The organism is Streptomyces sp. NPDC012474, from assembly GCF_042955185.1.
Lineage (GTDB): Bacteria > Actinomycetota > Actinomycetes > Streptomycetales > Streptomycetaceae > Streptomyces > Streptomyces cahuitamycinicus.
Window position 1 is genome coordinate 99,982 of record NZ_JBIBEP010000009.1, and the last position, 25,758, is coordinate 125,739.

Below are 25,758 nucleotides of genomic sequence, written 5' to 3' on the forward strand. Positions count from 1 at the left end.
ACGTGGGACGCCACAGCCGCCGCGGACCGGTCGCCAAGGGCGACAGCGCGGACACAACCGCAGTACGGGACGGCCGGACCGGGGCCGCGCAGGGGCAGAGGCCGGGCCAGGCGTCCGACGCCGGCCGTGGAGCCCGGAGCGCACCGCCCGGTGCCCCGCAGGGCGGCTGGCCGTCGCAGGGCCCGCGCAGGGTGCCGGGGCCGCGGCCCGCGCCGACGGAGGGGGCGCCGCCGCAGGGCATGCCGCGCCTCCCCGACGGCTGGCACCCGGACGGCACACCGCCCCAGGGCCTCCCCCGACTGCCGGACGGCACGCCGGTGCGCGGGGTGCCGCGCCTTGCTGAGGGGACTCCCTCGCACGGAGTTCCCCGGGTGGCCGGAGGCACGCCGCCGCGCGGGGTGCCGCGACTGCCCGACGGGACGCCCGCGCACGGCTTTCCTCAGGCCCGTGGCGGGCATCCCGAGCAGCGCGAAGCCGGGGGCGGCTGGGGTGAGTTGAGTGGCAGTGGCGGGGCACCCGCCGAAGTCGGTGCTCCGATACCGCGGCAGCGCCGGGCATCCGTGCCCGGGCCGCGGCAGGACTATCTCGATGCCTTCGTCGACGAGGAGGACGACGTCTTCGCGCCCCGTACGCCCGCCTCCGCGCACGCCGCGGACGCCTACGCCTCCGTCACGGACTGGAGCGCCGGCACCGCTGCCGACTCCGGGTCCGGCGGCCATGACGACGCGAGGCCCACCGGCGCGCCCGTGCGGGACAAGGGCGGCAAGGGCGGCAAGGGCGGCAAGGGCCGTGCCTTCACCGGCATCGCGGCCGCGGCCGTCACCACCGTGCTGGCCGTCGTCGTCGCCGGCCAGGTCGCCGACGGCGGCGGCGCCGGCGTGCAGTCGCAGTCCGCCCCCGACCAGGGCCGCGACGTCCGGGACTCCGCGTCCCGCGCGGACGGCCGGGCACCCGCCCCCGAGGTCAAGCCGCTGACGTACGACGAAAAGATGGGCAGGACCTATCCGCTCGGCACCGAACTCAAGGGCTCCGGCAGGTTCGACGCCGTCCCCGGTATCGCCGAGGCGCCGGGTGCCGGGCAGAAGCTCACCTACCGCGTCGACGTGGAGCAGGGACTCGGGCTGGACGGCGCGCTGTTCGCCGAGGCCGTGCAGCAGACGCTCAACGACCCGCGCAGCTGGGCCCACAACGGCGCGCGCACCTTCGAGCGCATCTACTCCGGCAAGCCCGACTTCGTGATCACTCTCGCCAGCCCCGGAACGACCGCCGACTGGTGCGCCAAGTCAGGCCTGGACACCACCGAGGACAACGTCTCCTGCGACTCGGCCGCGACCGAGCGCGTGATGATCAACGCCTACCGGTGGGCCCAGGGCTCACCGACCTACGGCGACAGCAAGATCCACGCCTACCGGCAGATGCTGATCAACCACGAGATCGGCCACCGTCTCGGTTACAACCACGTCACCTGCGACAAGAACGGCGACCTCGCGCCGGTCATGCAGCAGCAGACCAAGTTCCTCGACCACGACGGCATCCGCTGCCGCGCCAACCCCTGGCCCTACCCCGGGAACTGACAGGCGTCACGCGCGTCACGGGCGTCACAGGCGTCCCGGGGGGTCCTGATCGTCACCTGCGTCACCTGCGTCACCTGCGTCACCTGCGTCACCTGCGTCACAGGCTGCACGACGCGATGCCAGGCGCGGTGACGGGAGTCGGCCGCGGAATGACGGTCAGTATCCGCTTGAATCCCTAGCGCGACAGAACGCGACCCGCACGGGAAAGTTACGACCGTTCACCCCTTTTGGTGGGGGGGGGGGGCCCCCCCCCCACCCCCCCCCCCCGCCCCCCCCCCCCCCCCCCCCCCCCCCCCCCCGCCCCCCCCGCCCCCCCCGGGGGGGGGCCGCGCCCCCCCCCCCCCCCCCCCCCCCCCCACCGCCTTGTCCGCATACGTTCGTCCCGCTGCGAGCCGCCGGGCAACGGCGGCTCCCCATACGGGAGATCGGGGGTGCACTCGTGCGCATCGGACTGCTTACGGAAGGTGGCTATCCGTATGTGAGCGGTGACGCCAGGCTCTGGTGCGACCGGCTGGTGCGCGGGCTCGCCCAGCACGAGTTCGACGTCTACGCGCTCAGCTGCAGCCAGGACCAAGAGGACGAGGGCTGGATCCCGCTGCCCCGCAACGTCCGCAGGGTGCGCACCGCACCGCTGTGGATGGCGGAGGACGACGAGGTGGTGCTCGGCCGCCGCGCACGCCGGCGGTTCACCGAGTGCTTCGGAGAACTGGCTGCCGTGCTGTGCGGGGTGCCGGGGGCTCCCTCGAGTGGTGCTTCCGGCGTGGCCGGGGGGATCTCCAAGAGTGCCTCCAGTACTGCCGGAGAGATTTCCGCAGGTGCGCCGACCTCGGAGGCGGACCGTTTCGCCAACGCTCTGTACGGGCTCGCCGAACTCGCCCGCGAGGAGGGCGGGCTGAGGGGAGCCCTCCGATCGGAGGCTGCCGTACGCACCCTGGAACGCGCCTGTCGCGCGCCCGGCGCCCATCGCACGGCGCGTGAGGCGCGCGTCCCGGATCTGCTCACCGTCGCCGCGCACCTGGAACGCGCCCTGCGCCCCCTCTCCCTCGACTGGTACGAGGACGACGGACTGGGAGCGGTCGACCTCTGCCACGCGGCGTCCGGCGGCCCGGCCGCCCTGCCCGGCCTGCTGGCCAGGCACTTCACCGGCGTGCCCCTGATGGTGACCGAGTACGGCGTGCGACTGCGGACGCATTACCTCACCGCTCCGGACGCCCCACCCCCCGTACGGTCCCTGCTGGCGGCCTTCCAGGGCCGGCTCGCGGCCGAGACCTACAGGCGGGCCGAGGTCGTCACCGCCGGCAACACACACGCCCGCCGCTGGCAGGAGCGCTGTGGTGCCGAGCGCGAGAAGCTCCGCACGGTCTACCCCGGCATGGACGCCCGGCCCTTCGCCGAGGTGGGCGAGTCCCCGGACTGCGCGGACCCGGACACGCTCGTCTGGGTCGGCCGCGTCGAGCCCGCCAAGGACCTGGTCTCCCTGCTGCACGCCTTCGCGGAGGTCCGCAAGCAGTCGCCGCGGAGCCGTCTGCGCATCGTCGGCGCTCCCGCCGGCCCCGAGGGCACGGCCTACCTCGGCCACTGCAGGACGCTGGCCGCCCAGCTCTTCCCCGACGAGGCCGAGGGCCCGCACGCCGCCGGAGACAACCCGGTGTCCTTCGAGGAGACCGGCGGCCCGGAACTCCCGGCCGCCGTCGACGCCTACGCCTCGGGCGCCGTGACCGTCCTCTCCAGCGTCGTCGAGGGATTCCCCGTCGGCCTCGTGGAGGCCATGCTCTGCGGGCGCGCGACGGTGTCGACCGATGTCGGCGCGGTCGTGGAGGTCATCGGCGGCACGGGGCTCGTCGTACCGCCGCGCAATCCGCGGGCGCTCGCCGAGGCTTGCGTGGCGCTGCTGCGCGACCCCGAGCGGCGTGCGCGCCTGGGAGCCGCCGCTCGCGCCCGAGCCCTCGAACTGTTCACGGTCGAGCAGAACATCGAGGCATTTCACAGCATTTACCTGGAGATCGTCTCGCGGGCGCCCGTACGCCGTGCCCTCCTCGACGGAGCGGGAGAACCGCTGCCGTTCGCGGTTCCCGCCGAAGCCCATGTGCCCGTCCACTGGACCGCCGCGTCCCCCAGCCTCGCCGCCCGCAGCGGCCCCGGCTGGGCCCCGAGCAGGCCCGTACGCGCGACCACGCCCCTCCCCGCCCCGGAGGGCGCGCGATGAGCGACTTGACTGAACTGGACCGCCGCCCGGGAACCCCGACCACCCCCGGGCCGTTGGATGCCCGCCCGGAGCGAGATCCGGACCCGACCACGACGGACCCGGGCGCGACGGACCCGAGCAGGACGGACCCGGGCGCGACGGGCCCGAGCGCGACGGGCCCGGCCGCGACCGACCTGGCCATCACGCACCCGTCAGCCCCGGAGGCGGTCGCCGATCGCACGGAGCCCGAGAACCGGAAGCCGGCCGCCGACCCCAAGGTGCCCGGGGCGCGGGAGCCGGCCGTCGACCGCAAGGCGTCCACCCCGCGTCGGGGCGCTGCCGACCCGGTGAAGGCGCTGATGCACCGTCACCGGGGGCTGTGCGAGCGTGCGGTGGACTCTCTCGAGATCGCCGCGGGACTGGAAGCGCACGGCATCACCGACCGGACCGCTGCCCGCTTCCGCCACCGGGACGTCTTCTCCCTCGCCGAGGAGATGTACGCGCGCGTCTCCCGTGACGGAGACACACCCCTGTCCGCCCCACCCGTCACGCCCCGGGTGCGCGCGGGCTGGGCCCTTCTGACGCTGCTGCCCGGCGGGCTGTGCGCCGTCGCCGTGACCGCCGTGCACCTGACCCAGGGGCAGTTCCGCCTGCTCGCGGCCGCAGCCGGTGCCCTCGCCGTGGCCCTGGCACTCCGCGCGGCCCTGCGCCGGGGCCCCCTCAGCAGGACCGATGCGGACCGGCCCGGACCGCGACCCCGCGCGGCCTGCGGCAGGACCACCCCCTGGACGGCGTGGCTCGTCGCCTACTCCCTCCTGGGCAACGGCCTGCTCGACAACGCCCTCGCCGGAGGCCCCGACGCCCTGCCCACCGGCACAGCCGACGGCCCCTGGCCCCTCACCGCCGCTCCGGTGCTGGCCCTCGCCCTGGCCTGCGCGCCCGCCGCCTGGACCGCACACCTCTTCACCGTGCGCACCCGTCGCAGACTCGGTGGCAGCCGTGGCCTGGAGGACTTCGCCGCCGCCGTACGCCCCCTCCTGCTCGGCACGTTCGCCCTGTTCCTGGGCGCCCTGGCGGGTCTGCTCACCCTCTGCACGGCAGTCCTCGACGAGCCCCCGGCCCTCGCACAGGGCCTGGCCCTGGGCTCCCTGCTCTTCCTGGCCCGCCTCCTCACCACGCACGGCTTCACCTACGCCCCCGCCGTGGTCCTCACCGCGGCGGCCACGGTCGAGGCGGCCGCCCTCGCCACGGTCTTCGCCTCCCGCCTCCCCGGTCTGGGGTTCCTCGCGACCCCCGTCGAAACCCTGATCGCGACCTGGGGTGCCGGCAGCGTTCCATCGCTCGCCTGCGGAGCGGCGGCCCTGACCCTCCTGGTCCACGCGACCCGCAAGCTGACCCGGGCCTCGGCCCACGCACCTCCGGAGCCCGCGCCGTGACCGCCCCGGACACCGGCCCCACCGCCGCGGGCGGCACCCGCCCCGTCCCTTCCTTTCCGCTCCCTTCCTTTCCGCCTCGAGGAGAAACCGCATGACCACCCACCCAGGAGCCCCGGCGACATGGGGAGCCGCGCGATGAGAGTCCTGCTGATCGGAGCCAACGGCTACATCGGGCGCTTCGTCGCCGACCGTCTGCTCGCCGACCCGGCCGTGCAGCTCACCGCCCTCGGCCGGGGTGACGACGCCGACGTCCGCTTCGACCTCGCCTCCGGCAGTCCCGGCGCCCTCACCCGCTTCCTCGACGCGGTCCACCCCGGTGTCGTCGTCAACTGCGCCGGCGCCACCCGCGGCGGGGCCCGCGAACTCACCCGCCACAACACCGTCGCCGTGGCCACCGTCTGCGAGGCCCTGCGCCGCAGCGGCTGCGGCGCCCGGCTGGTGCAGATCGGCTGCAGCGCGGAGTACGGCCCGAGCCAGCCCGGTTCCTCCACCGCCGAGGACGCCGTGCCGCGGCCCGGCGGTCCGTACGGGGTCAGCAAACTCGCCGCCACGGAGCTGGTCCTCGGCTCCGGCCTGGACGCCGTCGTCCTGCGCGTCTTCTCACCGGCCGGACCCGGCACCCCCGCCGGCTCCCCGCTGGGCCGTCTCGCCGAGGCCATGCGCCGCGCCATGCAGTCCGGCGACGGCGAACTGAAACTCGGCGGCCTCGGCGCACAGCGCGACTTCGTCGACGTGCGCGACGTGGCCCGTGCCGTCCACGCCGCCTCACTCTCCGCCGCGCAGGGCGTCATCAACATCGGCTCCGGCCGCGCCGTGCGCCTGCGCGACGCCGCCGCGGTCCTCGCCCGGGTCGCCGGATACGGCGGCGCCCTCCATGAACTCGACGGCCCGCCCGGCGCCCTGCGCACGGCCATCGGCCACCCCCGCCCCGACCCGGACCACGTGCCCCCCGCCGCGTACCCGTACCCCGACGGCTGCGGCAGCTGGCAGCAGGCCGACGTGCGTACCGCTCGCGACCGGCTCGGATGGCGCCCCCGGATCGGCCTGGAGGAGTCCCTCGCCGACATCTGGATGGAGGCGGCATGCCGCATCTGACCAGGTCCCGGCGGCACACCTCGGGCACGGAACTCCGCCCCGGCGTCGGAGTCCCCGGCTACGCGCACCCCCTCCTCGCCCCCACCGAGTGGGGCGAGCTGACCCGCCCCGGCACCCCGCTGCACTGGGTGGTCCTCAACGTGTCCGACGGTCCCGGCGCCCGCCCCGACCCGCACTGCCTGGAGGCGGCCGGCCGCCTGCGCAACGCGGGCGTCCGCGTCCTCGGCCGCCTCGACACCCGGTACGGCACCCGCAACTTCGGCGAGCTGATCTCGGACGCCCACCGGTTCGTCGACTGGTACCAGGTCGACGGCTTCCTCCTGGAGCGCTGCCCGGCGGACCACGCCCGGCTGCCCGAGGTCCGCCGCACGGTCGCCACGCTCCGCGTGATCCGTGACGCTGCCCACATCGTCCTCGGTCACGGCATCCACCCGCACCCCGGCTATGTCGAACTCGCCGACCAGCTGGTCACCTTCTCCGGGCCCTGGAGCGACTACAGGTGGTCGCAGGTGGCCGAGTGGACCGCAGACCATTCGCCCGAGCGTTTCTGCCACTTCGTCCACGGCGTGCCCCGCCCCCACCTGACCGAGGCATTGGGGATCGCGCGCTGGCAGGGAGCCGCGACGGTCTGGATCACGGACCACACGGACGGCGACGGGGGCGCCGACCCCTGGGAGGCCATGCCCGGCTACTGGGACGAATTCGTCTCGCGTGTCGGAACAGGTGTCTCGGAATGAAAAAGGGCATGGCACTGTTACGGGGAGAACAACCGTAGTGATTGACCGACCAACGGAGTCCCCGTGTCGCTGCCACCCCTGGTCGAGCCGGCTTCCGAGCTCACCGTAGACGAGGTCCGCAGGTACTCCCGCCACCTGATCATCCCCGACGTCGGGATGGACGGGCAGAAGCGGCTGAAGAACGCCAAGGTGCTGTGTGTGGGCGCCGGCGGCCTGGGCTCGCCGGCGCTGATGTACCTGGCCGCCGCGGGCGTCGGCACCCTCGGCATCGTGGAGTTCGACGAGGTCGACGAGTCGAACCTGCAGCGCCAGATCATCCACAGCCAGGCCGACATCGGCCGCTCCAAGGCGGAGTCCGCCCGCGACAGCGTCAAGGGCATCAACCCGTACGTGGACGTGATCCTTCACGAGGAGCGGCTCGAGGCCGACAACGTGATGGAGATCTTCAGCCAGTACGACCTGATCGTCGACGGCACGGACAACTTCGCGACCCGCTACCTGGTCAACGATGCCTGCGTGCTGCTGAACAAGCCGTACGTCTGGGGCTCGATCTACCGCTTCGACGGACAGGCGTCCGTCTTCTGGTCCGAGCACGGCCCCTGCTACCGCTGCCTGTACCCGGAGCCCCCGCCCCCCGGCATGGTCCCCTCCTGCGCTGAGGGCGGCGTCCTGGGCGTGCTGTGCGCGTCCATCGGCTCCATCCAGGTCAACGAGGCCATCAAGCTCCTCGCCGGCATCGGTGACCCGCTGGTCGGCCGACTGATGATCTACGACGCCCTGGAGATGCAGTACCGCCAGGTCAAGGTCCGCAAGGACCCGAACTGCGCGGTCTGCGGCGAGAACCCGACCGTCACCGAGCTCATCGACTACGAGGCCTTCTGCGGCGTCGTCTCCGAGGAGGCCCAGGCGGCGGCCGCCGACTCCACGATCACTCCCAAGCAGCTCAAGGAGTGGATCGACGACGGCGAGAGCATCGACATCATCGACGTCCGCGAGCCGAACGAGTACGAGATCGTCGCCATCCCTGGCGCCCGGCTGATCCCGAAGAACGAGTTCCTCATGGGCACCGCCCTGGAGAGCCTCCCGCAGGACAAGAAGATCGTCCTGCATTGCAAGACGGGTGTCCGCAGTGCGGAAGTCCTCGCGGTCCTCAAGTCCGCGGGCTTCTCGGACGCGGTGCACGTCGGCGGTGGCGTGATCGGCTGGGTCAACCAGATCGAGCCGTCCAAGCCGGTGTACTGAGCCGCACCGGTCCCCCCTCTCCGAGCGGCGGGGGCTTCGCGCACCACGGGTGCGTGGAGCCCCCGCCGCCGTCATGAGCAGACCTTGCCGTCCTTCGGCACCGCGCCGTCCAGCAGGTACGCGTTCACCGTGGAGTCGACGCAGTCGCTCCCACTGCCGTACGCGCCATGCCCCTCGCCCCGCCAGGTGAGCATCACTCCGACGCCCTTGCCCAGCTCGTCGGCCATCCTCCGCGCGCCCTCGTACGGAGTGGCCGGGTCGCCGGTGTTGCCGACCACCAGGACCGGTGCCGCGCCGGGGGCGTTCACTTCCGGAGTGTCGTGCTGCCCGGGCTCCGGCCAGTCGTGGCACCAGCCGGCCGTGTCCCAGCCGAGGAACGTCCCGAAGACCGGGGAGATCTTCTCGAACCGGGGCAGCAGCCGCTTCGTCTCGGCCACCGTCGGCCGCTGCCTGTCGTCCAGGCACGATATGACCCGTTGGGAGTGGGTCGTCGTGCCGTAGCGGCCCGACGGATCGCGTTCGTTGTAGCGGTCGGCGAGGGCCAGGAGTTCCGAGCCGTCGCCCTGCTCGGCCGCTTCGAGGGCGCTGGTCAGCGTCGGCCAGCTGTCCTTGCTGTACAGCGGCAGGATGATGCCCGTGACCGCGAGGGTCTGGGTGAGCTTCCGCCCGGGCGTGCCCGCCGTCAGAGGCCGGGCGTCGATCCGCCGCAGCAGGCCCGCGATCTTGCGTGTGCCCTCCTCGGGGTCCTGGCCCGTCGACTTCAGGTAGCCGTTCAGCGCGCGCTGGAAGCCCCTGGCCTGGTTCTCGGCGTGGCCCACGGTGTCGGCGCCGGGGTCGACGACCGCGTCCAGCGTCATGCGGCCGACCTTCTTCGGGAAGAGGTGGGCATAGGTGCCGCCCAGTTCGGTGCCGTAGGAGATGCCGAAGTAGTTCATCCTGGCGTCGCCGAGGACCTCCCGGATGCGGTCCATGTCGCGGGCCGAGTCGGCGGTCGAGACGTGCGCCATCAGCTTCCCGGCGTTCTTCCGGCAGCCCTCGCCGAAGTCGGCGGCGTCCTCGAAGTACGCCTTCTCCTCGGCGGGGGTGTCGGGGGAGACGTCCACCGACTCGGCTGCCTGGATCTCCTTGTCGCCCCGGCACCGCACGCCTTCGCTGGCGCCCACGCCGCGCGGGTCCCAGCTCACCAGGTCGTAGCGCTCGCGGAGCGAGGAGGCGGTCGGGGCGTACGACGGCATCATGGACACGCCCGAGGCGCCCGGGCCGCCGAAGTTGAACAACAGCGACCCGACACGCTTGTCTCCGCGAGCCTTGGCACGGATCAGCCCCAGGCCGATCGTCTCACCGTCCGGCTTCGACCAGTCCAGCGGCACCTTCAGCGTCGCGCACTGCCAGTCGCTGCTCGGCGCGGGGCCTTCGGCAGTGGCCTCGCAACGGCCCCAGGAGAGCCCGCTCCTGCCGTCGTCGGACGAACCGCCGCTGCAGCCTGCGGCCAGCAGGGCCGAGACGGCCGCCAGAGCCGTCCATCGAACGAAGCGCGTCATTGCCCATCCCCCCTCGCAGGCCGTCCGCTCTTCGCCGCGGATGGCGGTCAGGCCATGGTAGGCAGATCCCGCGTCGGCCGTTTCGGCCTGTGGATAACCTTTTGACCTGGGAATATCCCGGATCGCTGGGGTGTCAGGTGCATACGGTCCCCGTCGGCGGCACCTTCCCGTCCAGCAGATAGCCGTTCACCGCGCCCTGCACGCACTTGTTCTTGCTGTCGTACGCGCCGTGCCCCTGCCCCCGGTACGTCAGCTCGACCCCGACGCCCTTGCCCAGCGCGTTCGCCATCGCCCGGGCGCCCTCGTACGGCGTTGCCGGGTCACCTGTGTTGCCGACGACCAGAATGGGCGCCGCGCCCGGAGCGCTCACGTCCGGGTGGTCTGCGGCGCCTTCCACGGCCCAGTCCGTACAGCTGAGCATGGACCACGCCATGTAGTCGCCGAACAGGTCGGAGGCGGCCCGGAACCCGGGCAGCTTCCGCTCCACGTAGGCGGCGTCGTAACGGGGTTTGTCGTCGGCGCAGTTGATGGCGATATTGGCGGGGGTGATGTTGCTGTACTCGCCGTTCTCGCTGCGCCCGTTCATCGAGTCGGACAGCAGCAGCAGGATCCTGCCGTCGCCGTCGTAGGCCTCTTCGAGACCCTGGGTGAGGAACTCCCAGAAATCTTGCGAGTACAGGGCCTGCGCGATGCCGCTGGTCGCCGCTGTCTGGGTCAGCTGGCGCGGGAAGACGCCCTGGATCGGCTTGCGGTCGAGGTCGTCCAGCAGTCTGGCGATGCGGTCCTTGACGTCCTGCGCGCTGTCGCCGATCGGGCACTCCTCGGTCTTGGACACACAGTCCTCGGCGAAGTTGTCGAGCGCGAGCTGGAAGCCCTTGGCCTGCCCCAGCGATCCCTGCTCGGAGTCCTGCGTGGGGTCGACGACGGCGTCGAACACCGCCCGGCCGACCCGCTTGGGGAACAGGTGGGCGTAGACGCCGCCCAGTTCGGTGCCGTAGGAGATGCCGAAGTAGTGCAGCCTGTCGTCGCCGAGGACCTGGCGCATCAGGTCCAGGTCGCGCGCCGCGTCGGTGGTGCGCACGTGCGGCAGGATCTGCTCCGAGTTCTGCTCGCAGGCGTCGTTGAACTCCTTGGTGTTCTCCACGAGCTCGGTGCGTTCGGCGGCGTCGTCGGGGGTGGCGTCCTGCTGGAAGTAGGCGTCGAGCTGCTGGTCGTTCGCGCAGATCACGGGGTCGCTGCGACCGACCCCGCGCGGGTCGAAGCTGACCAGGTCGTAGCGGGTGCGCAAGGTGGCGTAGCCCTCCGCGAAGGCGGGCAGCGAGGTGACGCCGGAGCCGCCGGGGCCGCCGAAGTTGAAGATGAGCGAGCCGATGCGTTCGTTCTCGGTGCCGGTCGTCCTGACCCGGATCAGTTCGAGGCCGATCGTGTCGCCCTCAGGGTCGCCCCAGTCGAGCGGGGCCCTCATGGTGGCGCACTGCCACTCGCCGTCGTCCGGCAGGGGAGAGGGCGGGGCGCCTCCGCCCTGGGCCTCGTCCGGGGCCGGGCAGGCCTTCCAGCTCAGTTCCTGGCGTGTGAGGTCCTCGTCCTGGGCGTCGTTGCCGCACCCCGCCAGCAGGGTGGACAGCAGCACGGCGGAGACGGTCAGGGCGGCGGCCCGCGGCGGGAGGACGGATGGCATGTTTCCATCCTGCGGCGGTACCGAACGGGGCGCGCGGGACGCGTGCCGTACGAGGTAAGAGGGGCAGGAGGGTCGGTCAGGGCCAAAGGGCCTGCTTGCCGGGCCGACCATGTGGAGGGCGTGCCTCCGGCCAGGCCGGTCAGAGGGCCTGCCGGCCCGGTCGGGTCAGAGGGCCTGCTTGCGGGTGAGGTGGTTGAAGGCCAGCCAACCGGGCAGCACGGGCAGCCACAGCGTCAGCAGGCGGAACAGCAGGACCGCCGGTGCCGCGACCTCCTTCGGGAGCCCGACGGCGATCAGACCGACCGTCAGTGTCGCCTCGACCGCCCCCACACCGCCCGGCGTCGGCGCCGCCGACCCCAGGGCGTTGCCCGCGAGGAAGACGACGGCGACGCTGGCGAGGCTGATCGACGTGGACTCGTCTCCGAACGCGCGGATCGACGCGTCCAGGCACATCACGAAGCAGGCGGTCAGCAGCAGCATGCCGCCGATGCCGGTGACCAGCTTCTGCGGCCGCTGCAGCACGTCCAGCATGCGCGGCACGACACCCGCGAACAGCGACCGCACGCGCGTGGCGACGAACTTGCGCAGGAACGGCACCGACGTCACCACGAGCACGAGCACCGCCACCGTCAGCAGGCCGGCGATGACCGTCCGGGAGGGCGACAGCGACGGCGTCTTCTCGGTGCCGGTCAGGTAGCCGAAGGACAGCAGCATCAGGATGTGACAGCCGAGTCCGAACAGCTGCGACGCGCCGACACTCGCCACCGCGAGCCCCGGCCGCACTCCCGCGCGCTGGAGGAAGCGCGTGTTGAGGGCGACACCGCCCACCGCCGCCGGGGCGACGATCTTCACGAACGAACCGGCGACCTGCGCCGCCACGGTCCGTACGAACGGCACCCGCTCGGGCACGAACCCCAGCAGCGCCATCGCCGCCGCCACATAGCTGCACATCGAGAACAGCACGGCCGCGGCGACCCAGCCCCACTCGGCGTTCGCGATGAGTGGCCCGAACTCGATGTGCGTCAGCTGCGTCAGCAGGAAGTAGGCGCCGATCGCGCCGGCCATGAAACTCATCAGCGTGCGTGGACGCACCCGCTCCAGCCGGGCCGGCTCGACGGGTGCTTGTGGCCTGATCCGCAGCACCGCGTGCCGGATCTGCGTGAGCAGGTCCTCCTCGCGCGCCTCCTCCAGGGCCTCGTCGATCGCCCGCTTCTCGGCGCGCTGCTCCGCCCGTACGGCCTTCTTGTCGGGCTTCTCCAGGACGGGCACGGATTCCTCCGTGTCCCCTTCCACACGGGCCAGCTTGGCCTGCCGGGACGCCTCCAGGACCGCGTCGCGCTCGCGCTGTGCCCGCTCCCGGGCCAGTCTGCGCAGCGTCGCGCGCGTGGAGCGGCTGAGCGCGATGGGCTGGAGCATCGGCAGGCAGTCGGCCACCGCGTCCGGACCGAGCACGCCCACCGCCGAGGCGACCGCCCGCTCGGCGCCCACCCGGAGGCCGAGCGTCACCAGCAGTTGGGAGGTGTCCATGCGCAGCAGCAGATCACCGGCCGCGATCTCGCCGACGCGCAGGTCGGTGAGGATCACCATGCCGGAACGATCCACCAGGATCGCGTCGCCCACCAGCCTGCGATGCGCGATACGCCGCGACTGCAGGGCCTTCACCTGATGCCAGGTGTCGCGCAGCAGGTCGTCGGTGATCTCCTCGTCCGGCAGCGAGTCGAGGGTGCGTCCGCCGCTGTGCTCGTAGACGAGCATCACCGCGTCGGGACCGAGCTCGGAGGTGGCGATCAGCTTGGGCGCGTTGGCGCCGGCCGCGATCGCCGCGTACGCCAGCAGGGCCTCCTGCTCCAGGGCCTGCCGCAGCGACTGGAGGCTGCTGCGGGTGGCGAAGCCGCGCAGGGTGAGGTTGCGCCAGGCGCGGTAGAAGAAGCCCTGGGCCTGCTGCTCCCGGTCGACCACCGTCACGTCCAGGGGCGGGCCGTCCTCGAGCGTGACGAAGTAGCGCCGGCCGCGGTCCCCGGTGTCCGGGTTGTCCGAGGTGTCCTCGCGGGAGGCGTTGACGGGGCGGAAGCCGACGGTCCGCAGACCGGCCATCAGCGTCTGCCCGGTGGGCCGGACGTTGGGCGAGCCGACCGCGTACAGCGTGCCGTAGGCCACGGTCCAGCCGATCAGCACGGTCAGGATGATCGAGAACGGGGTCGTGTACCCGGTGACGAGCATCGAGAAGGCGTCGAGGAGCAGCACGACCCACAGCACCGCGCGCCATCGCGGTCTGCGCGACATGCCGACGGCCGTCATGTAGGCGATGACCGGGGCCAGATAACCGTGCACGGGATCGGTCAGCGCGTGGATGTCGCCGGGGGAGGGCTGGGTGAGCGCCTCCTGGATCGAGTCGGGGGCGGCCCGGGCGACCCACAGATCGGTGGCGAGGGTCACACCGTGTGCCAGGACCGCCGCGAGCACACCGTCGGCGATGCGCAGTCCGTCCCGTTTGATCAGCCGCTCGATGGCGAAGGCGACGGGCACCAGCAGGATCGCGATGCTGGAGGCCAGTCCTGCGATCTTGATGAGCAGGTCGGGCGCCTGCCCCGTGCCCTTGTTGATGTCCTGCTCGAGGCCCGAGGTGGTGCCGTGCGCGAACGCGGCGATCCCGATCAGGATCGCGACGGCGAGCACGCCCACCAGCAGGCGCATCAGGTCGGAAGGGCGGTGCACGCGCGCGGGGAGCAGCGGTTCGTCGCCCTCCACCTCGTCGATGTGCGCGAAATCGGGCTCTTCGGCGGCCGCGCGGTTCTTCTTCGCGGGCCCCTTCGGACCGTCGTCCGCAGTGCCCGGGCGCGACGAAGCGTCAGAGGTGCCTTCCGTGCCCTCGGGGTGCGCACCCTGCTGCTTCATGGTCTCTTCTTGGTCTCGTATCACCGGTCACCGCCCGCACGATGGTGGCATGCCGCACCGGCACACGGGGCAATCAGGGTGCACATGCGGGGTCGGACAGTCTGCCCGACGCGCTCCTGCCGGGCGAGGGAAACGCTCGGGAGCACGCCCGGCCCGTTGTCGGTGGGGTGGGGCAGGATGGGGCGGATGAGTGAGCAGAGCCCTGAGGGGGGCCGGTACCAGGACGAGCCCGCGCAAGCGCTGCCCGACTACGCCGAGCGGGTCCTCGACGTCGCCGAACTGATCCCGCCGGGCCGTGTCATGACTTACGGGGACGTCGCCGAGTGGCTGGAGCAGGGTGGCCCGCGGCAGGTCGGCCGGGTGATGGCGCTCTACGGGGGAGCCTCCCCGTGGTGGCGGGTCGTCCGCGCGGACGGCGCCCTGCTGCCGGGGCACGAACAACGGGCGCTCGGACACTACCGGGCGGAGGGCACGCCGTTGAGGGAGGCGAGCCGCGCCGCCGAGGGCCACCTGCCGCGCATCGACATGAGACGGGCGCGGTGGGACGGCGGTGATCGCGCGGAGGGTCACACCTGACAGCTTCCGCCATCGGACGGCCTCCTGTGTGACTCGTGATCCGTATGGGCGAATCGGGGCACACCGGCGGCATGACGTACGTTCGTGAGTCGAGAGGTGCGAGTGCCGCGAGTTCCGTGAGTGGCCGGTGGGAAGAAGGGGAAGCCCTCCTTCCGCCTCACTCGTCGGCGTAGCGTCGGCTGCGCGTGCCCCCGTCACCCCGCGGTCACCGCCCGCCACGCGCGGTGGCCCGCCAACCAGCACTTCCACCAGAACCGGCGAACCACGTGAGCTCCTCTTCCTCCACCAGCGACCTGTCGCACCCCTGGGTGCGGCGGGGGAACCGTGGCGCTTACCGACTGGTACGTACCCCCCCTGCCAGCATGGACCCTCCTCTTCTGGACGCCTCGCAGCGCTCCGTGGTTGACCACGCGGCGGGCCCGCTCCTCGTCCTCGCAGGTCCGGGCACCGGCAAGACGACCACCCTCGTCGAGTCCGTGGCCGAGCGAGTGGCCCGCGGCGGGGACCCCGAGCGCGTCCTGGTCCTCACCTTCAGCCGCCGGGCGGCCGTCGAGCTGCGCGACCGCATGGCCCAGCGGGCCGGGGCCGCCCGCGCTCCCCAGGCGACCACCTTCCACTCGTTCTGCTATGCCCTGGTCCGCGCCCACCAGGACAGCGCCCTGTTCGTCGAGCCGTTGCGGCTGCTGTCCGGCCCCGAGCAGGACGTCTCGGTGCGCGAGCTGCTCGCCGGCCAGGTGGATCTGGAGCAGCTCGGGCTCGCGCACGTGCGCTGGCCTGACGAACTGCGCGCCTGCCTGACCACCCGCGGTTTCGCCGACGAGGTCCGCGCGGTCCTCGCCCGCAGCCGTGAACTGGGCCTTGGGCCCGAGGCCCTGGACGCTTTCGCCCACCGCACGGGACGGCCCGACTGGCGCGCCGCGGCCGCCTTCCTCGCCGAGTACCTCGACGTGCTCGACCTGCAGGGCGTGATCGACTACGCGGAACTCGTCCACCGCGCGGTGCTCCTCGCCCACCGCCCGGAGGTCGCGGCACGGCTCTCCGCCCGGTACGACGCCGTCTACGTCGACGAGTACCAGGACACGGACCCCGCCCAGGTGCGGCTGCTGGACGCCCTCGCCGGAGGCGGCCGCACGCTCGTGGCCTTCGGCGATCCCGACCAGTCGATCTACGCGTTCCGCGGGGCCGACGTGAACGGCATCCTGGACTTCCCGCACGCCTTCCCGCGCGCGGACGGCCGCCCGGCCCCCGTCACCGTGCTGCGCACGTCCCGCCGCTCCGGGGCCGGCCTGCTGGCGGCCACCCGGCTGCTCACCCAGCGCATGCCGCTGACCCGGCTGCCCGCCGAGAAGGTGCGCGCCCATCGCGAACTCGCCCCCGTACGGGACGGCGGACGCGTCGAGGCGTACACGTACCCGACGTCCGGGACGGAGCTGGACAACATCGCCGACATCCTCCGCAGGGCCCACCTGGAGGACGGCGTCCCGTGGCGGGACATGGCCGTCCTGGTGCGCGCCGGCTCCCGCACGATCCCCACGGTCCGCCGTGCCCTCACCGCGGCGGGCGTCCCCGTCGACGGCGACGGGGACGACGTGCCGCTGCGGCACGAACCGGCGGTGGCACCGCTGCTGACGGCGTTGCGGGCGGTGGCCCTGGCGGAGGCCGCCGGGGCTGCTGAAAGGGACACGGCGTCCGACGCTCCTGACGCGGAGCCGACCGCCTCCTGGCTCGACACCGAGACCGCCCTCTCCCTCCTGACCTCCCCCCTCGCGAGCATGGACGCGGCCGACCTGCGCCGCCTCGGCCGCGCCCTGCGCGACGAGGAACGGGCCGCCGGCAACCCGCTGCCGCCGCCCTCCGACGTGCTGCTCGCGCAGGCACTCTCCGAGCCGGAGCGCCTTGCCGTGCACGACCCCGCGTACGCGCGCGGCGCCCAGCGCCTCGGCGCGCTGCTGCGCAAGGCCCGCGAGCGCCTGGCCGGCGGCGGTACGGCCGAAGAGGCGCTGTGGGACCTCTGGGAGGGCACGCCGTGGCCCACACGGCTGGAGCGGGCCGCTCGCCGAGGCGGCGCCGCCGGGCGCAACGCGGACCGCGACCTGGACGCCGTCTGCGCCCTGTTCGCCACCGCGGCCCGCGCCGAGGAACGCACCGGCGGCCGGGGCACCCTGAACTTCCTGGAGGAGATCGACGCCGAGGACATCGCCGCCGACACCCTCGCGCGGCGCACCGTACGCCCCGACGCCGTCCGCCTGATGACCGCGCACCGCTCCAAGGGCCTGGAGTGGCGCCTCGTGGTCGTGGCAGGGGTCCAGGAGGGCCTGTGGCCGGACCTGCGCCGCCGCGGCTCGCTCCTGGAGGCCGACCGCATCGGCCGTGACGGGCTCGCCGAACCCCTCACCCCCGGTGCGCTGCTCGCCGAGGAGCGCCGCCTGTTCTACGTGGCCGCCACGCGCGCGAGGGAGCGCCTCGTCGTCACCGCGGTCAAGGCCCCCGCGGACGACGGTGACCAGCCCTCCCGCTTCCTGACCGAGCTCGGCGTCGAACCCAAGGACGTCACAGGCCGCCCGCGCCGCCCTCTGGCCGTCGCGGCACTCGTCGCCGAACTGCGGGCCACCACGGTCGACCCGCGGGTGTCCGACGCCCTCCGGGAGGCCGCCGCCCGCCGTCTGGCCCGGCTCGCCGCCCTCGCCGACGAGGACGGCCGCCCCCTGGTGCCGTCCGCGCACCCCTACCGCTGGTGGGGGATGTTCGAGCCGACCGAGTCCAAGGTGCCGCTGCGCGACCGCGACCAGCCGGTCGTCCTCTCCGGAAGCGCCCTCGACCAGCTCGCCAACACCTGTGCCCTGCAGTGGTTCCTGGGCCGCGAGGTGAAGGCCGACGCGCCCGCTACGGCCGCCCAGGGCTTCGGCAACGTGGTGCACGTCCTCGCCGACGAGGTCGCCTCCGGACACACCCCGGCCGACCTCGGGGTCCTCATGGAACGCCTCGACTCCGTGTGGAACGCGCTGGCCTTCGACGCGCCGTGGAAGTCGGCCCAGGAGAAGGACAACGCGCGCGTGGCGCTCGAACGGTTCCTGCAGTGGCACGTCATGAACCGCACCGGGCGCACCCCGGTGGCCAGCGAGCACGACTTCGACGTCACCATCGAAGCGGGCGACTACCAGGTGCGCGTCCGCGGCCAGATGGACCGGGTCGAGGCGGACGGCGACGGCCGCGCCTACGTGGTCGACTTCAAGACCGGCAAGCAGGCGCCCGGTTCCAAGGAAGTGGAGCGCCACCCGCAGCTCGCCGTCTACCAGCTGGCCGTCCGCGAGGGCGCCGTCGACGAGGCGTTCGACGGCGTGCGTCCCGAGCCGGGCGGCGCCGAACTCGTCCACCTCCGGCAGGCAGCCGCCAAACGCGACGGCGGCGAGAGCCTGCCCAAGGTGCAGGCCCAGGAGCCGCTGGAGGGGGAGTGGGTCGGCGACCTGCTCGCCACCGCGGCCGGCAAGGTCCTCGACGAACGGTTCACGCCGACCGCCGGGCAGCACTGCACGCACTGCGCGTTCCGGGCCTCGTGCAGCGCCCGGCAGGAGGGACGTCACGTCGTCGAGTGAGCTATCGCACCACATGTGCTGACCTGCGCTTCCGCCTCCCCCGAGGCCCGTTCGGTCACCACTGTCAGTGGCCGCCGATAGCCTTTCGATGTGCCCGCCCGTATCACCGATCCCGAACAGCTCAAGGAGCTCCTCGGCATCCCCTTCACCCCGGAGCAGACGGCCTGCATCACCGCGCCGCCCGCCCCGCAGGTGATCGTGGCCGGAGCCGGCTCGGGCAAGACGACGGTGATGGCTGCCCGTGTGGTGTGGCTGGTCGGCACCGGCCAGGTCGCACCCGAGCAGGTGCTCGGCCTCACCTTCACCAACAAGGCCGCCGCCGAACTCGCCGAGCGCGTCCGCAAGGCGCTCGTCAGGGCCGGCGTCACCGACCCGGACGCCATCGACCCGGACAACCCGCCGGGCGAGCCGGTGATCTCCACGTACCACGCCTTCGCGGGCCGCCTCCTGACCGACCACGGCCTGCGCATCGGCCTGGAGCCCACCTCCCGCCTGCTCGCCGACGCCACCCGCTTCCAGCTCGCCGCGCGCGTCCTGCGCGAGGCCCCAGGGCCCTACCCGGCCCTGACCCGTTCCTTTCCGGACCTGGTCGGCGACCTCCTCGCCCTCGACGCCGAACTCGCCGAGCACCTCGTACGCCCGGAGGCACTGCGCGCGTACGACGCCGAACTGCTGCTGACCCTGCGGGGCGCCAAGCTCAGCAACGCCGACCTGCGCAAGGTCCCCGAGGCGGCCGCCGCCCGGCGTGAACTCGCCGAGCTGGTCACCCGCTACCGGGCCGCCAAACGCGAACGGGACCTGCTCGACTTCGGCGACCAGATCGCCCTGTCGGCCCGGCTCGCCGTCATCCCCGAGGTGGGCCGCGTCCTGCGCGACGAGTTCCGGGTGGTCCTGCTCGACGAGTACCAGGACACCTCGGTCGCCCAACGCGTCCTCCTGGCGGGCCTGTTCGGTGAGGGCACCGGCCACCCCGTCACCGCCGTCGGCGACCCCTGCCAGGCGATCTACGGCTGGCGCGGCGCCTCCGTCGCCAACCTCGACGACTTCCCCGAGCACTTCGCCCAGGCCGACGGCCGTCCCGCGACCCGCCAGGCCCTCAGCGAGAACCGCCGCAGCGGCGGCCGCCTCCTCGACCTCGCCAACGGCCTCGCGGAACCCCTGCGCGCCCTGCACGCGGGCGTGGAGGCACTGCGCCCGGCCCCCGGCGCCGAACGCGACGGCATGGTCCGCTGCGCCCTGCTGCGCACCCACGCCGAGGAGATCGACTGGGCCGCCGACTCCGTCGCCCACCTCGTCCGGACCGGGACGCCACCCGGTGAGATCGCCGTCCTGTGCCGCACCGCGACCGACTTCGCCGAGATCCAGGGCGCCCTGGTCGCCCGGGACGTCCCCGTCGAGGTCGTGGGCCTGTCCGGGCTGCTGCACCTGCCCGAGATCGCCGACCTCGTCGCCGTCTGCGAGGTCCTCCAGGACCCCGGCGCCAACGCGTCGCTGGTACGCCTGCTCACCGGCCCGCGCTGGCGCATCGGCCCCCGCGATCTCGCTCTCCTGGGGCGGCGCGCCCGGCTTCTCGTCCGCCACGCGCGCGTGGCGGACGACGACGACCGGGACCGCCGTCTCGCCGAGGCCGTCGAGGGGGTCGACCCGTCCGAGGTGATCTCCCTCGCGGACGCCCTCGACACGTTCCTGGAGACACCACTGGCCGGCCGCGGTGACGACGACGGACTGCCGTTCTCGCCCGACGCGCGCGTGCGCTTCGCCCGGCTGGCCACCGAGCTGCGCGAGCTGCGCCGCTCCCTGGCCGACCCGCTGATGGACGTCCTGCACCGCGTCCTGGCCGTCACCGGCCTGGAGGTCGAGCTGTCGGCGTCCCCGCACGCCCTGGCAGCCCGCCGCCGCGAGACCCTGTCCAACTTCCTGGACGTCGCCGCCTCCTTCGCCGCCGGCGACAACGAGGCGACCCTGCTCGCCTTCCTCGGCTTCCTGCGCACCGCCGCCCAGTACGAGAAGGGGCTCGACAACGCCCTGCCGGGCGGCGAGAACACCGTCAAGGTGCTCACCGCCCACAAGTCCAAAGGCCTGGAGTGGGACGTCGTGGTCGTCCCCGGCCTGGTCACCGGCACCTTCCCCAGCAGCCAGGGCCGCGAGAAGTGGACCTCCCAGGGCAAGGTCCTGCCGCACGGGCTGCGCGGCGACGCCGACACCCTGCCCGACGTCATGTCCTGGGACGCCAGAGGCCTGAAGGCCTTCCACGAGGCCATGAAGGACCACCAGCACACCGAGGAACTCCGCCTCGGCTACGTCACCTTCACCCGCCCCCGCTCGCTCCTCCTGGGCTCCGGCCACTGGTGGGGGCCCACCCAGAAGAAGCGCCGCGGGCCGTCCGCGTTCCTCCAGGCCCTGTACGAGCACTGCGAGGCCGGGTACGGCGAGATCGAGGCCTGGGCGGAGGAACCCGCCGACGACGAGGAGAACCCGGCCCTGCACCGGGCGACGGCCGACCAGGTGTGGCCCCTGCCCCTGGACGCGGCGGCCCTGGCACGCCGCCGCGCGGCAGCCGAGACCGTCCTGGCCCACCTGGAGAACCTCGCGTCCCACGAGGACGGGCACCCAGCCACGCACGACCCCGACGCCCTCGACGACCCCGAGTGGCCCCCGCCGCCCGAGGACGACGAGCCCCCGTACGACGAGCCGGACCCGTTCGACGAGGCACCGTTCGACGATGTCCCCTTCGGCACGGAGCCCTTCGAAGAGGCCTCCGGCGAGGACCCGGCGAACGGAGACGCCCCGCCCGCGATCCGCCCCACCGTCCCCCACCAGGCGACCTCGCCGGAGCCTCCGGCCACCCACGCCTTCCCCGAGGCCCCGGGGCACCCCGGACCCCGGAGCCGGGAACATCCGCGCCTCACCCCGGAGGAAGCCCGCGCCGTCGCCTCCTGGGACCGCGACCTCGACGCCCTGACCGGAGAGCTCCTGCGCGCCCGCGACAGCGTCACCGAGGTGCCCCTGCCCGCGTCGCTCACGGCCTCCCAGCTGATGCACCTGGCCGCCGACCCGGACGGCTTCGCCCAGGAGCTGGCCCGCCCCATGCCGCGCCCGCCCCAGCCCGCCGCGCGCCGCGGCACCCGTTTCCACGCCTGGGTCGAGGCACGCTTCGATGAGCTCACGCTGCCCATGCTGGAGCCGGAGGAACTGCCCGGCGCCGACGCCGAGATCGCCGACGAGCGGGACCTGGAGGCGCTCAAGGAGGCCTTCGAGCACACCGAGTACGCACGCCGTACGCCCCACCGGGTGGAGGCCCCCGTCCAGCTCGCGATCGGCGGCCGGATCGTCCGGGGCCGCATCGACGCCGTCTACAAGGAGGGCGACGGGGAGGACGCGACGTACGAGATCGTCGACTGGAAGACCAGCCGCTCCCGTACCGCCGACCCGCTCCAGCTCGCCGTCTACCGGCTGGCCTGGGCCGAGCAGCAGGGCGTGCCCCCGGAGTCGGTCACGGCCACGTTCCTGTACGTGCGCAGCGGGGAGGCCGTACGTCTGCGGGACCTGCCCGGCCGGGCCGCACTGGAGCGGCTGCTCCTGGACGAGCCGTCGGACGGGGAGCTCGGTGAGGAACCGCACTCCGAGGACGTCCGTGCGGGCCGATAGGCTCGTGACCATGAGCCAGACCCCGGACAGCGTCGTCCGTACGTACATCCAGCAGCACCGCGCCGCCTTCCTCGACGACCTCGCCGAGTGGCTGCGCATCCCGTCGGTGTCCGCCCAGCCGGACCACGCGCCCGACGTACGACGCAGCGCCGACTGGCTCGCCGCCAAGCTGAAGGAGACCGGCTTCCCGACGGCCGAGGTCTGGCAGACCCCGGGCGCGCCCGCCGTCTTCGCCGAGTGGCCCTGCGAGGACCCGCAGGCACCCACCGTGCTGGTCTACGGTCACCACGACGTCCAGCCCGCCGCACGGGAGGACGGCTGGGACAGCGAACCCTTCGAGCCGGTCGTGCGCGAGAACCGCCTCTACGCGCGCGGGGCGGCCGACGACAAGGGCCAGGTGTTCTTCCACACCCTCGGCGTCCGTGCCCACCTCGCCGCCACCGGCCGCAGCACCCCGGCCGTGCACCTGAAGCTGATCGTCGAGGGCGAGGAGGAGTCCGGCTCGCCGCACTTCCGCGCCCTGGTCGAGCAGCACGCCCAGCGGCTCGCCGCCGACGCCGTGATCGTCTCCGACACCGGCATGTGGTCCGAGGACACCCCCACGGTGTGCACCGGCATGCGCGGCCTCGCCGAATGCGAGATACGCCTGCACGGTCCCGACCAGGACATCCACTCCGGCTCGTTCGGCGGCGCCGTGCCCAACCCGGCGACGGCCGCCGCCCGCCTGGTCGCCGCCCTGCACGACGAGCACGCGCGGGTGGTGATCCCGGGCTTCTACGACGGCGTGGTCGAGCTCACCGACCGCGAGCGTGAACTCCTCGCCGAGCTGCCCTTCGACGAGCAGCAGTGGCTGCGCACGGCGAAGTCCTACGCGGCCGAGGGGGAGGCCGGTTACACGACCCTGGAGCGGGTCTGGGCCCGCCCCACCGCGGAGGTCAACGGCATCGGCGGTGGCTACCAGGGCCCCGGCAGCAAGACGATCGTCCCCTCCTCCGCCATGGTGAAGCTCTCCTTCCGCCTGGTGGCCGGCCAGGAGCCCGGCCAGGTGGAGAAGGCCGTCCACGCCTGGACCGAGCAGCAGGTGCCGCCCGGGATCCGCTGCGACATCACGTTCAGCGGGGCCACGCGCCCGTGCCTGACGCCCCTGGACCACCCGGCCCTCCGGTCGGTCACCCGCGCCATGGGCCGGGCCTTCGGGAAGCCGGTCCGCTTCACGCGCGAGGGCGGCTCCGGGCCGGCGGCGGATCTCCAGGACGTCCTCGGCGCCCCGGTGCTGTTCCTCGGTATCTCCGTCCCCTCGGACGGCTGGCACGCCCCGAACGAGAAAGTCGAACTCGACCTGCTCCTCAAGGGCGTCGAGGCCACTGCGTATCTGTGGGGTGACCTCGCCGAGAACTGGCGCCATGCGCCCTGAGTGCCCTGTTCCGTCCGGACCGGGCACGCGCGCGGGGCACCCTGGAAGCGCCGCCCCGCACCGCGCGAGCCCGCCGCACCCGGTCGCCTCCCGCCGTACGTCCCGCTGAACCGCCCGCCGAACCCGACCGTTCCACCGGGGAGTTGGAAGCACCCGTGACCACCTGGACCGAGCACAACGCCGACCGTCCCATCTCGCTCACCGCCCCGAGCGGCATCGACCGGGCCGCCCACCACCGGCTCGACGAGGCCTGGCTCGCGGCGGCGTGGAGCCACCCCACGACGCGCTGCTTCGTGGTCTCCGGCGGACAGGTCCTCATCGACGAGACGGCCGACGAGCGCACCGAGATCGTCATGACCCCCTCCTTCGAGGCCCCCCTCACCGAAGCGCACCGCTACTTCCTCGGCATCGACGAGGACGGCGTCAGCTACTTCGCCCTCCAGAAGGACTCCCTGCCCGGGCGCATGGACCAGTCCGCGCGTCCGGCGGGCCTGCGCGAGGCGGGCGCGCTGCTGTCGCCCCGCGACGTGGGCCTGATGGTGCACGCGGTCGGCTTGGAGAACTGGCAGCGCACGCACCGCTTCTGCTCGCGCTGCGGCGAACGCACCGTCATCGCCGCCGCCGGACACATCCGCCGCTGCCAGGCCTGCGGCGCGGAGCACTACCCGCGCACGGACCCCGCCGTGATCATGGCCGTGACCGACGAGGACGACCGCGTCCTGCTCGGCCGCCAGGTCCACTGGCCCGAGGGCCGCTTCTCGACGCTGGCCGGTTTCGTCGAGCCCGGCGAGTCCATCGAGCAGTCGGTGCGCCGCGAGGTCCACGAGGAGGTCGGCATCAGCGTCGGCCAGGTCGAGTACGTCGCCAGTCAGCCCTGGCCCTTCCCGTCCAGCCTCATGCTGGGCTTCATGGCCCGCGCCACCTCCACCGAGATCGACGTCGACGGCGACGAGATCCACGAGGCCCGCTGGTTCTCCCGTGACGAGCTGCGCGCCGCCTTCGAGTCCGGCGAGGTGCTTCCGCCTTACGGCATCTCCATCGCGGCCCGCCTGATCGAGCTCTGGTACGGCAAGCCGCTCCCGACCCGGAGCGCCGCCTGACAGGGCCCGGATGACCGATCCGTACTGGAACCACAACGTCCATCACCATCCGGCGGTCCTGGCCGCCGTTCCGGACGGCTGCCGCACGGCCCTGGACGCCGGCTGTGGCGACGGGCTGCTCACGCGCAAGCTGGCGGCACGGTCGGCCGCTGTCACAGGGGTGGACCGCTCCCCGGAAATGATCAAGCTTGCCCGTGAGCACGCGCACGTGCCCGGCAACGTGGTGTACCGGGAAGCGGACTACCTCACCGACGAGTCCCTGCCCGAGGCCGGGTACGACTTCGTGAGCGCGGTCGCCGTGGTCCACCACGCCCCGTTCGAGCAGGCCGTCACCCGCCTCGCCCGGCTCACCGCCCCCGGCGGCCGTCTGACGATCGTCGGTATGGCCGCCAACCGGACGGTGCCGGACTGGCTGATCAGCGCGTGCGGCGTGCCGGTGAGCCTGCTGTATGCCCGTCGGCACGGCGGTAAACGCGGCCCGGTCGGCATGCCGATGGAAGACGTGCACATGTCCTGGGCAGAGATCAGGCGGGCACTCCACCGTCTCCTGCCCGGCTGTGACGTTCGACGCACGCTGCTGTGGCGCTACGTCGTGGTGTGGGACAAACCGCGAGAAGGCGGCTCCTGAACCGTCTCAGGAGCCGCTCTCCGCGCGCAGACACGGCGACCAGGCGCCGATGGCACAGCGTGACCGGTAGCGGGCGTCTCGAAGACCATGTCCCGGAGCGCGCAAACCCCCGATCTGGTCCAGGCCGATCGAGGGTTCGCGTATCGCGGGATCAGACGCCGAGCGCCTGCTTCACCTGGGCAAGGCTCGGGTTCGTCATCACGACTTCAGTGCCACCATTGGAGGGGACTACCTGAACAGTGGGCACCGTCTGGTTTCCGCCATTCGCCTTCTCCACGAACGCGGCGGAATCCGGGTCCTGCTCGATGTTGATCTCGGTGTACGCGATGCCCTCGCGGTCCATCTGGCTCTTCAGCCGGCGGCAGTAGCCGCACCACGTGGTGCTGTACATCGTCACAGTGCCCAGCATGTCTCTC

The 25,758-nt window shown here is 72.9% G+C and carries 16 protein-coding genes; 12 read left to right on the plus strand and 4 right to left on the minus strand.

Annotated features, from left to right (window positions below):
* Positions 1–2 precede the first annotated feature (2 nt).
* The 6 genes from ACFY9S_RS20930 to moeZ all read left to right on the plus strand — a co-directional run bounded on the left by ACFY9S_RS20930 (position 3) and on the right by moeZ (position 8,269).
* Positions 3–1,574 carry a DUF3152 domain-containing protein gene (locus tag ACFY9S_RS20930; RefSeq protein WP_391130656.1) on the plus strand — a complete coding sequence of 524 codons (1,572 nt, stop codon included), beginning with the start codon at positions 3–5 and terminating at the stop codon, positions 1,572–1,574.
* Positions 1,575–2,013: 439 nt separating this feature from the next.
* Complete coding sequence (locus ACFY9S_RS20935; RefSeq protein ID WP_391130659.1) at positions 2,014–3,780, plus strand: DUF3492 domain-containing protein; 1,767 nt, start codon at positions 2,014–2,016, stop codon at positions 3,778–3,780.
* Positions 3,777–5,195 carry a hypothetical protein gene (locus tag ACFY9S_RS20940; RefSeq protein WP_391130662.1) on the plus strand — a complete coding sequence of 473 codons (1,419 nt, stop codon included), beginning with the start codon at positions 3,777–3,779 and terminating at the stop codon, positions 5,193–5,195. The genes ACFY9S_RS20935 and ACFY9S_RS20940 overlap by 4 nt, the downstream gene beginning before the upstream one ends.
* Positions 5,196–5,330: 135 nt before the next feature.
* Entirely contained in the window at positions 5,331–6,290 is a 960-nt protein-coding gene (locus ACFY9S_RS20945) for an NAD-dependent epimerase/dehydratase family protein (RefSeq protein ID WP_391130665.1), read from the plus strand.
* Positions 6,278–7,027 (plus strand): spherulation-specific family 4 protein, encoded by a 750-nt coding sequence (locus ACFY9S_RS20950; protein ID WP_391130668.1) that lies wholly within the window; start codon positions 6,278–6,280, stop codon positions 7,025–7,027. Before ACFY9S_RS20945 ends, ACFY9S_RS20950 begins: the two co-directional genes overlap by 13 nt.
* Positions 7,028–7,090: 63 nt before the next feature.
* Positions 7,091–8,269 carry an adenylyltransferase/sulfurtransferase MoeZ gene (moeZ, locus tag ACFY9S_RS20955; protein WP_102909341.1) on the plus strand — a complete coding sequence of 393 codons (1,179 nt, stop codon included), beginning with the start codon at positions 7,091–7,093 and terminating at the stop codon, positions 8,267–8,269.
* A gap of 71 nt (positions 8,270–8,340) precedes the next feature.
* Here the strand turns inward: moeZ and ACFY9S_RS20960 are convergent, their stop codons facing one another.
* From ACFY9S_RS20960 to ACFY9S_RS20970, 3 genes are all read right to left on the minus strand, one after another.
* Positions 8,341–9,810 carry an alpha/beta fold hydrolase gene (locus ACFY9S_RS20960; protein ID WP_391130671.1) on the minus strand — a complete coding sequence of 490 codons (1,470 nt, stop codon included), beginning with the start codon at positions 9,808–9,810 and terminating at the stop codon, positions 8,341–8,343.
* 133 nt (positions 9,811–9,943) lie between these two features.
* Positions 9,944–11,488, minus strand: coding sequence for an alpha/beta fold hydrolase (locus ACFY9S_RS20965; RefSeq protein ID WP_391130674.1), 1,545 nt, complete (start codon positions 11,486–11,488; stop codon positions 9,944–9,946).
* Between the two features lie 165 nt (positions 11,489–11,653).
* Positions 11,654–14,383 carry a lysylphosphatidylglycerol synthase domain-containing protein gene (locus tag ACFY9S_RS20970; protein ID WP_391130676.1) on the minus strand — a complete coding sequence of 910 codons (2,730 nt, stop codon included), beginning with the start codon at positions 14,381–14,383 and terminating at the stop codon, positions 11,654–11,656.
* A 186-nt stretch (positions 14,384–14,569) separates the two neighbouring features.
* Between ACFY9S_RS20970 and ACFY9S_RS20975 the strand changes: the two genes are divergently transcribed.
* From ACFY9S_RS20975 to ACFY9S_RS21000, 6 genes are all read left to right on the plus strand, one after another.
* On the plus strand, positions 14,570–14,959 hold the full coding sequence (locus tag ACFY9S_RS20975; protein ID WP_391130679.1) for an MGMT family protein: 390 nt from the start codon (positions 14,570–14,572) through the stop codon (positions 14,957–14,959).
* A 266-nt stretch (positions 14,960–15,225) separates the two neighbouring features.
* Positions 15,226–18,552, plus strand: coding sequence for a UvrD-helicase domain-containing protein (locus ACFY9S_RS20980; RefSeq protein WP_391130680.1), 3,327 nt, complete (start codon positions 15,226–15,228; stop codon positions 18,550–18,552).
* 90 nt (positions 18,553–18,642) lie between these two features.
* Positions 18,643–22,200, plus strand: coding sequence for a UvrD-helicase domain-containing protein (locus ACFY9S_RS20985; protein WP_391130683.1), 3,558 nt, complete (start codon positions 18,643–18,645; stop codon positions 22,198–22,200).
* A gap of 10 nt (positions 22,201–22,210) precedes the next feature.
* Positions 22,211–23,614 carry a dipeptidase gene (locus ACFY9S_RS20990; RefSeq protein WP_391130686.1) on the plus strand — a complete coding sequence of 468 codons (1,404 nt, stop codon included), beginning with the start codon at positions 22,211–22,213 and terminating at the stop codon, positions 23,612–23,614.
* Positions 23,615–23,769: 155 nt separating this feature from the next.
* Positions 23,770–24,714: an NAD(+) diphosphatase gene (gene nudC, locus ACFY9S_RS20995; protein WP_391130689.1), complete on the plus strand. Its 945-nt coding sequence runs from the start codon at positions 23,770–23,772 to the stop codon at positions 24,712–24,714.
* Positions 24,715–24,724: 10 nt separating this feature from the next.
* The gene (locus ACFY9S_RS21000; protein WP_391130692.1) at positions 24,725–25,342 is read left to right on the plus strand and encodes a methyltransferase domain-containing protein; all 618 of its coding nucleotides are present in this window, start codon (positions 24,725–24,727) and stop codon (positions 25,340–25,342) included.
* Between the two features lie 151 nt (positions 25,343–25,493).
* On the opposite strand, the gene ACFY9S_RS21005 is transcribed toward ACFY9S_RS21000, so the two are convergent.
* The gene (locus tag ACFY9S_RS21005; RefSeq protein WP_391130695.1) at positions 25,494–25,751 is read right to left on the minus strand and encodes a mycoredoxin; all 258 of its coding nucleotides are present in this window, start codon (positions 25,749–25,751) and stop codon (positions 25,494–25,496) included.
* Positions 25,752–25,758: the final 7 nt, after the last annotated feature.

Coding starts and splice junctions, on each gene's coding strand:
- ACFY9S_RS20940 (WP_391130662.1), top strand. CDS start 3,777: ATGAGCGACTTGACTGAACTGGACCGCCGCCCGGGAACCCCGACCACC.
- ACFY9S_RS20945 (WP_391130665.1), top strand. CDS start 5,331: ATGAGAGTCCTGCTGATCGGAGCCAACGGCTACATCGGGCGCTTCGTC.
- ACFY9S_RS20950 (WP_391130668.1), top strand. CDS start 6,278: ATGCCGCATCTGACCAGGTCCCGGCGGCACACCTCGGGCACGGAACTC.
- ACFY9S_RS20960 (WP_391130671.1), bottom strand. CDS start 9,810: ATGACGCGCTTCGTTCGATGGACGGCTCTGGCGGCCGTCTCGGCCCTG.
- ACFY9S_RS20965 (WP_391130674.1), bottom strand. CDS start 11,488: ATGCCATCCGTCCTCCCGCCGCGGGCCGCCGCCCTGACCGTCTCCGCC.
- ACFY9S_RS20970 (WP_391130676.1), bottom strand. CDS start 14,383: ATGAAGCAGCAGGGTGCGCACCCCGAGGGCACGGAAGGCACCTCTGAC.
- ACFY9S_RS20975 (WP_391130679.1), top strand. CDS start 14,570: ATGAGTGAGCAGAGCCCTGAGGGGGGCCGGTACCAGGACGAGCCCGCG.
- ACFY9S_RS20990 (WP_391130686.1), top strand. CDS start 22,211: ATGAGCCAGACCCCGGACAGCGTCGTCCGTACGTACATCCAGCAGCAC.
- ACFY9S_RS21000 (WP_391130692.1), top strand. CDS start 24,725: ATGACCGATCCGTACTGGAACCACAACGTCCATCACCATCCGGCGGTC.
- ACFY9S_RS21005 (WP_391130695.1), bottom strand. CDS start 25,751: ATGCTGGGCACTGTGACGATGTACAGCACCACGTGGTGCGGCTACTGC.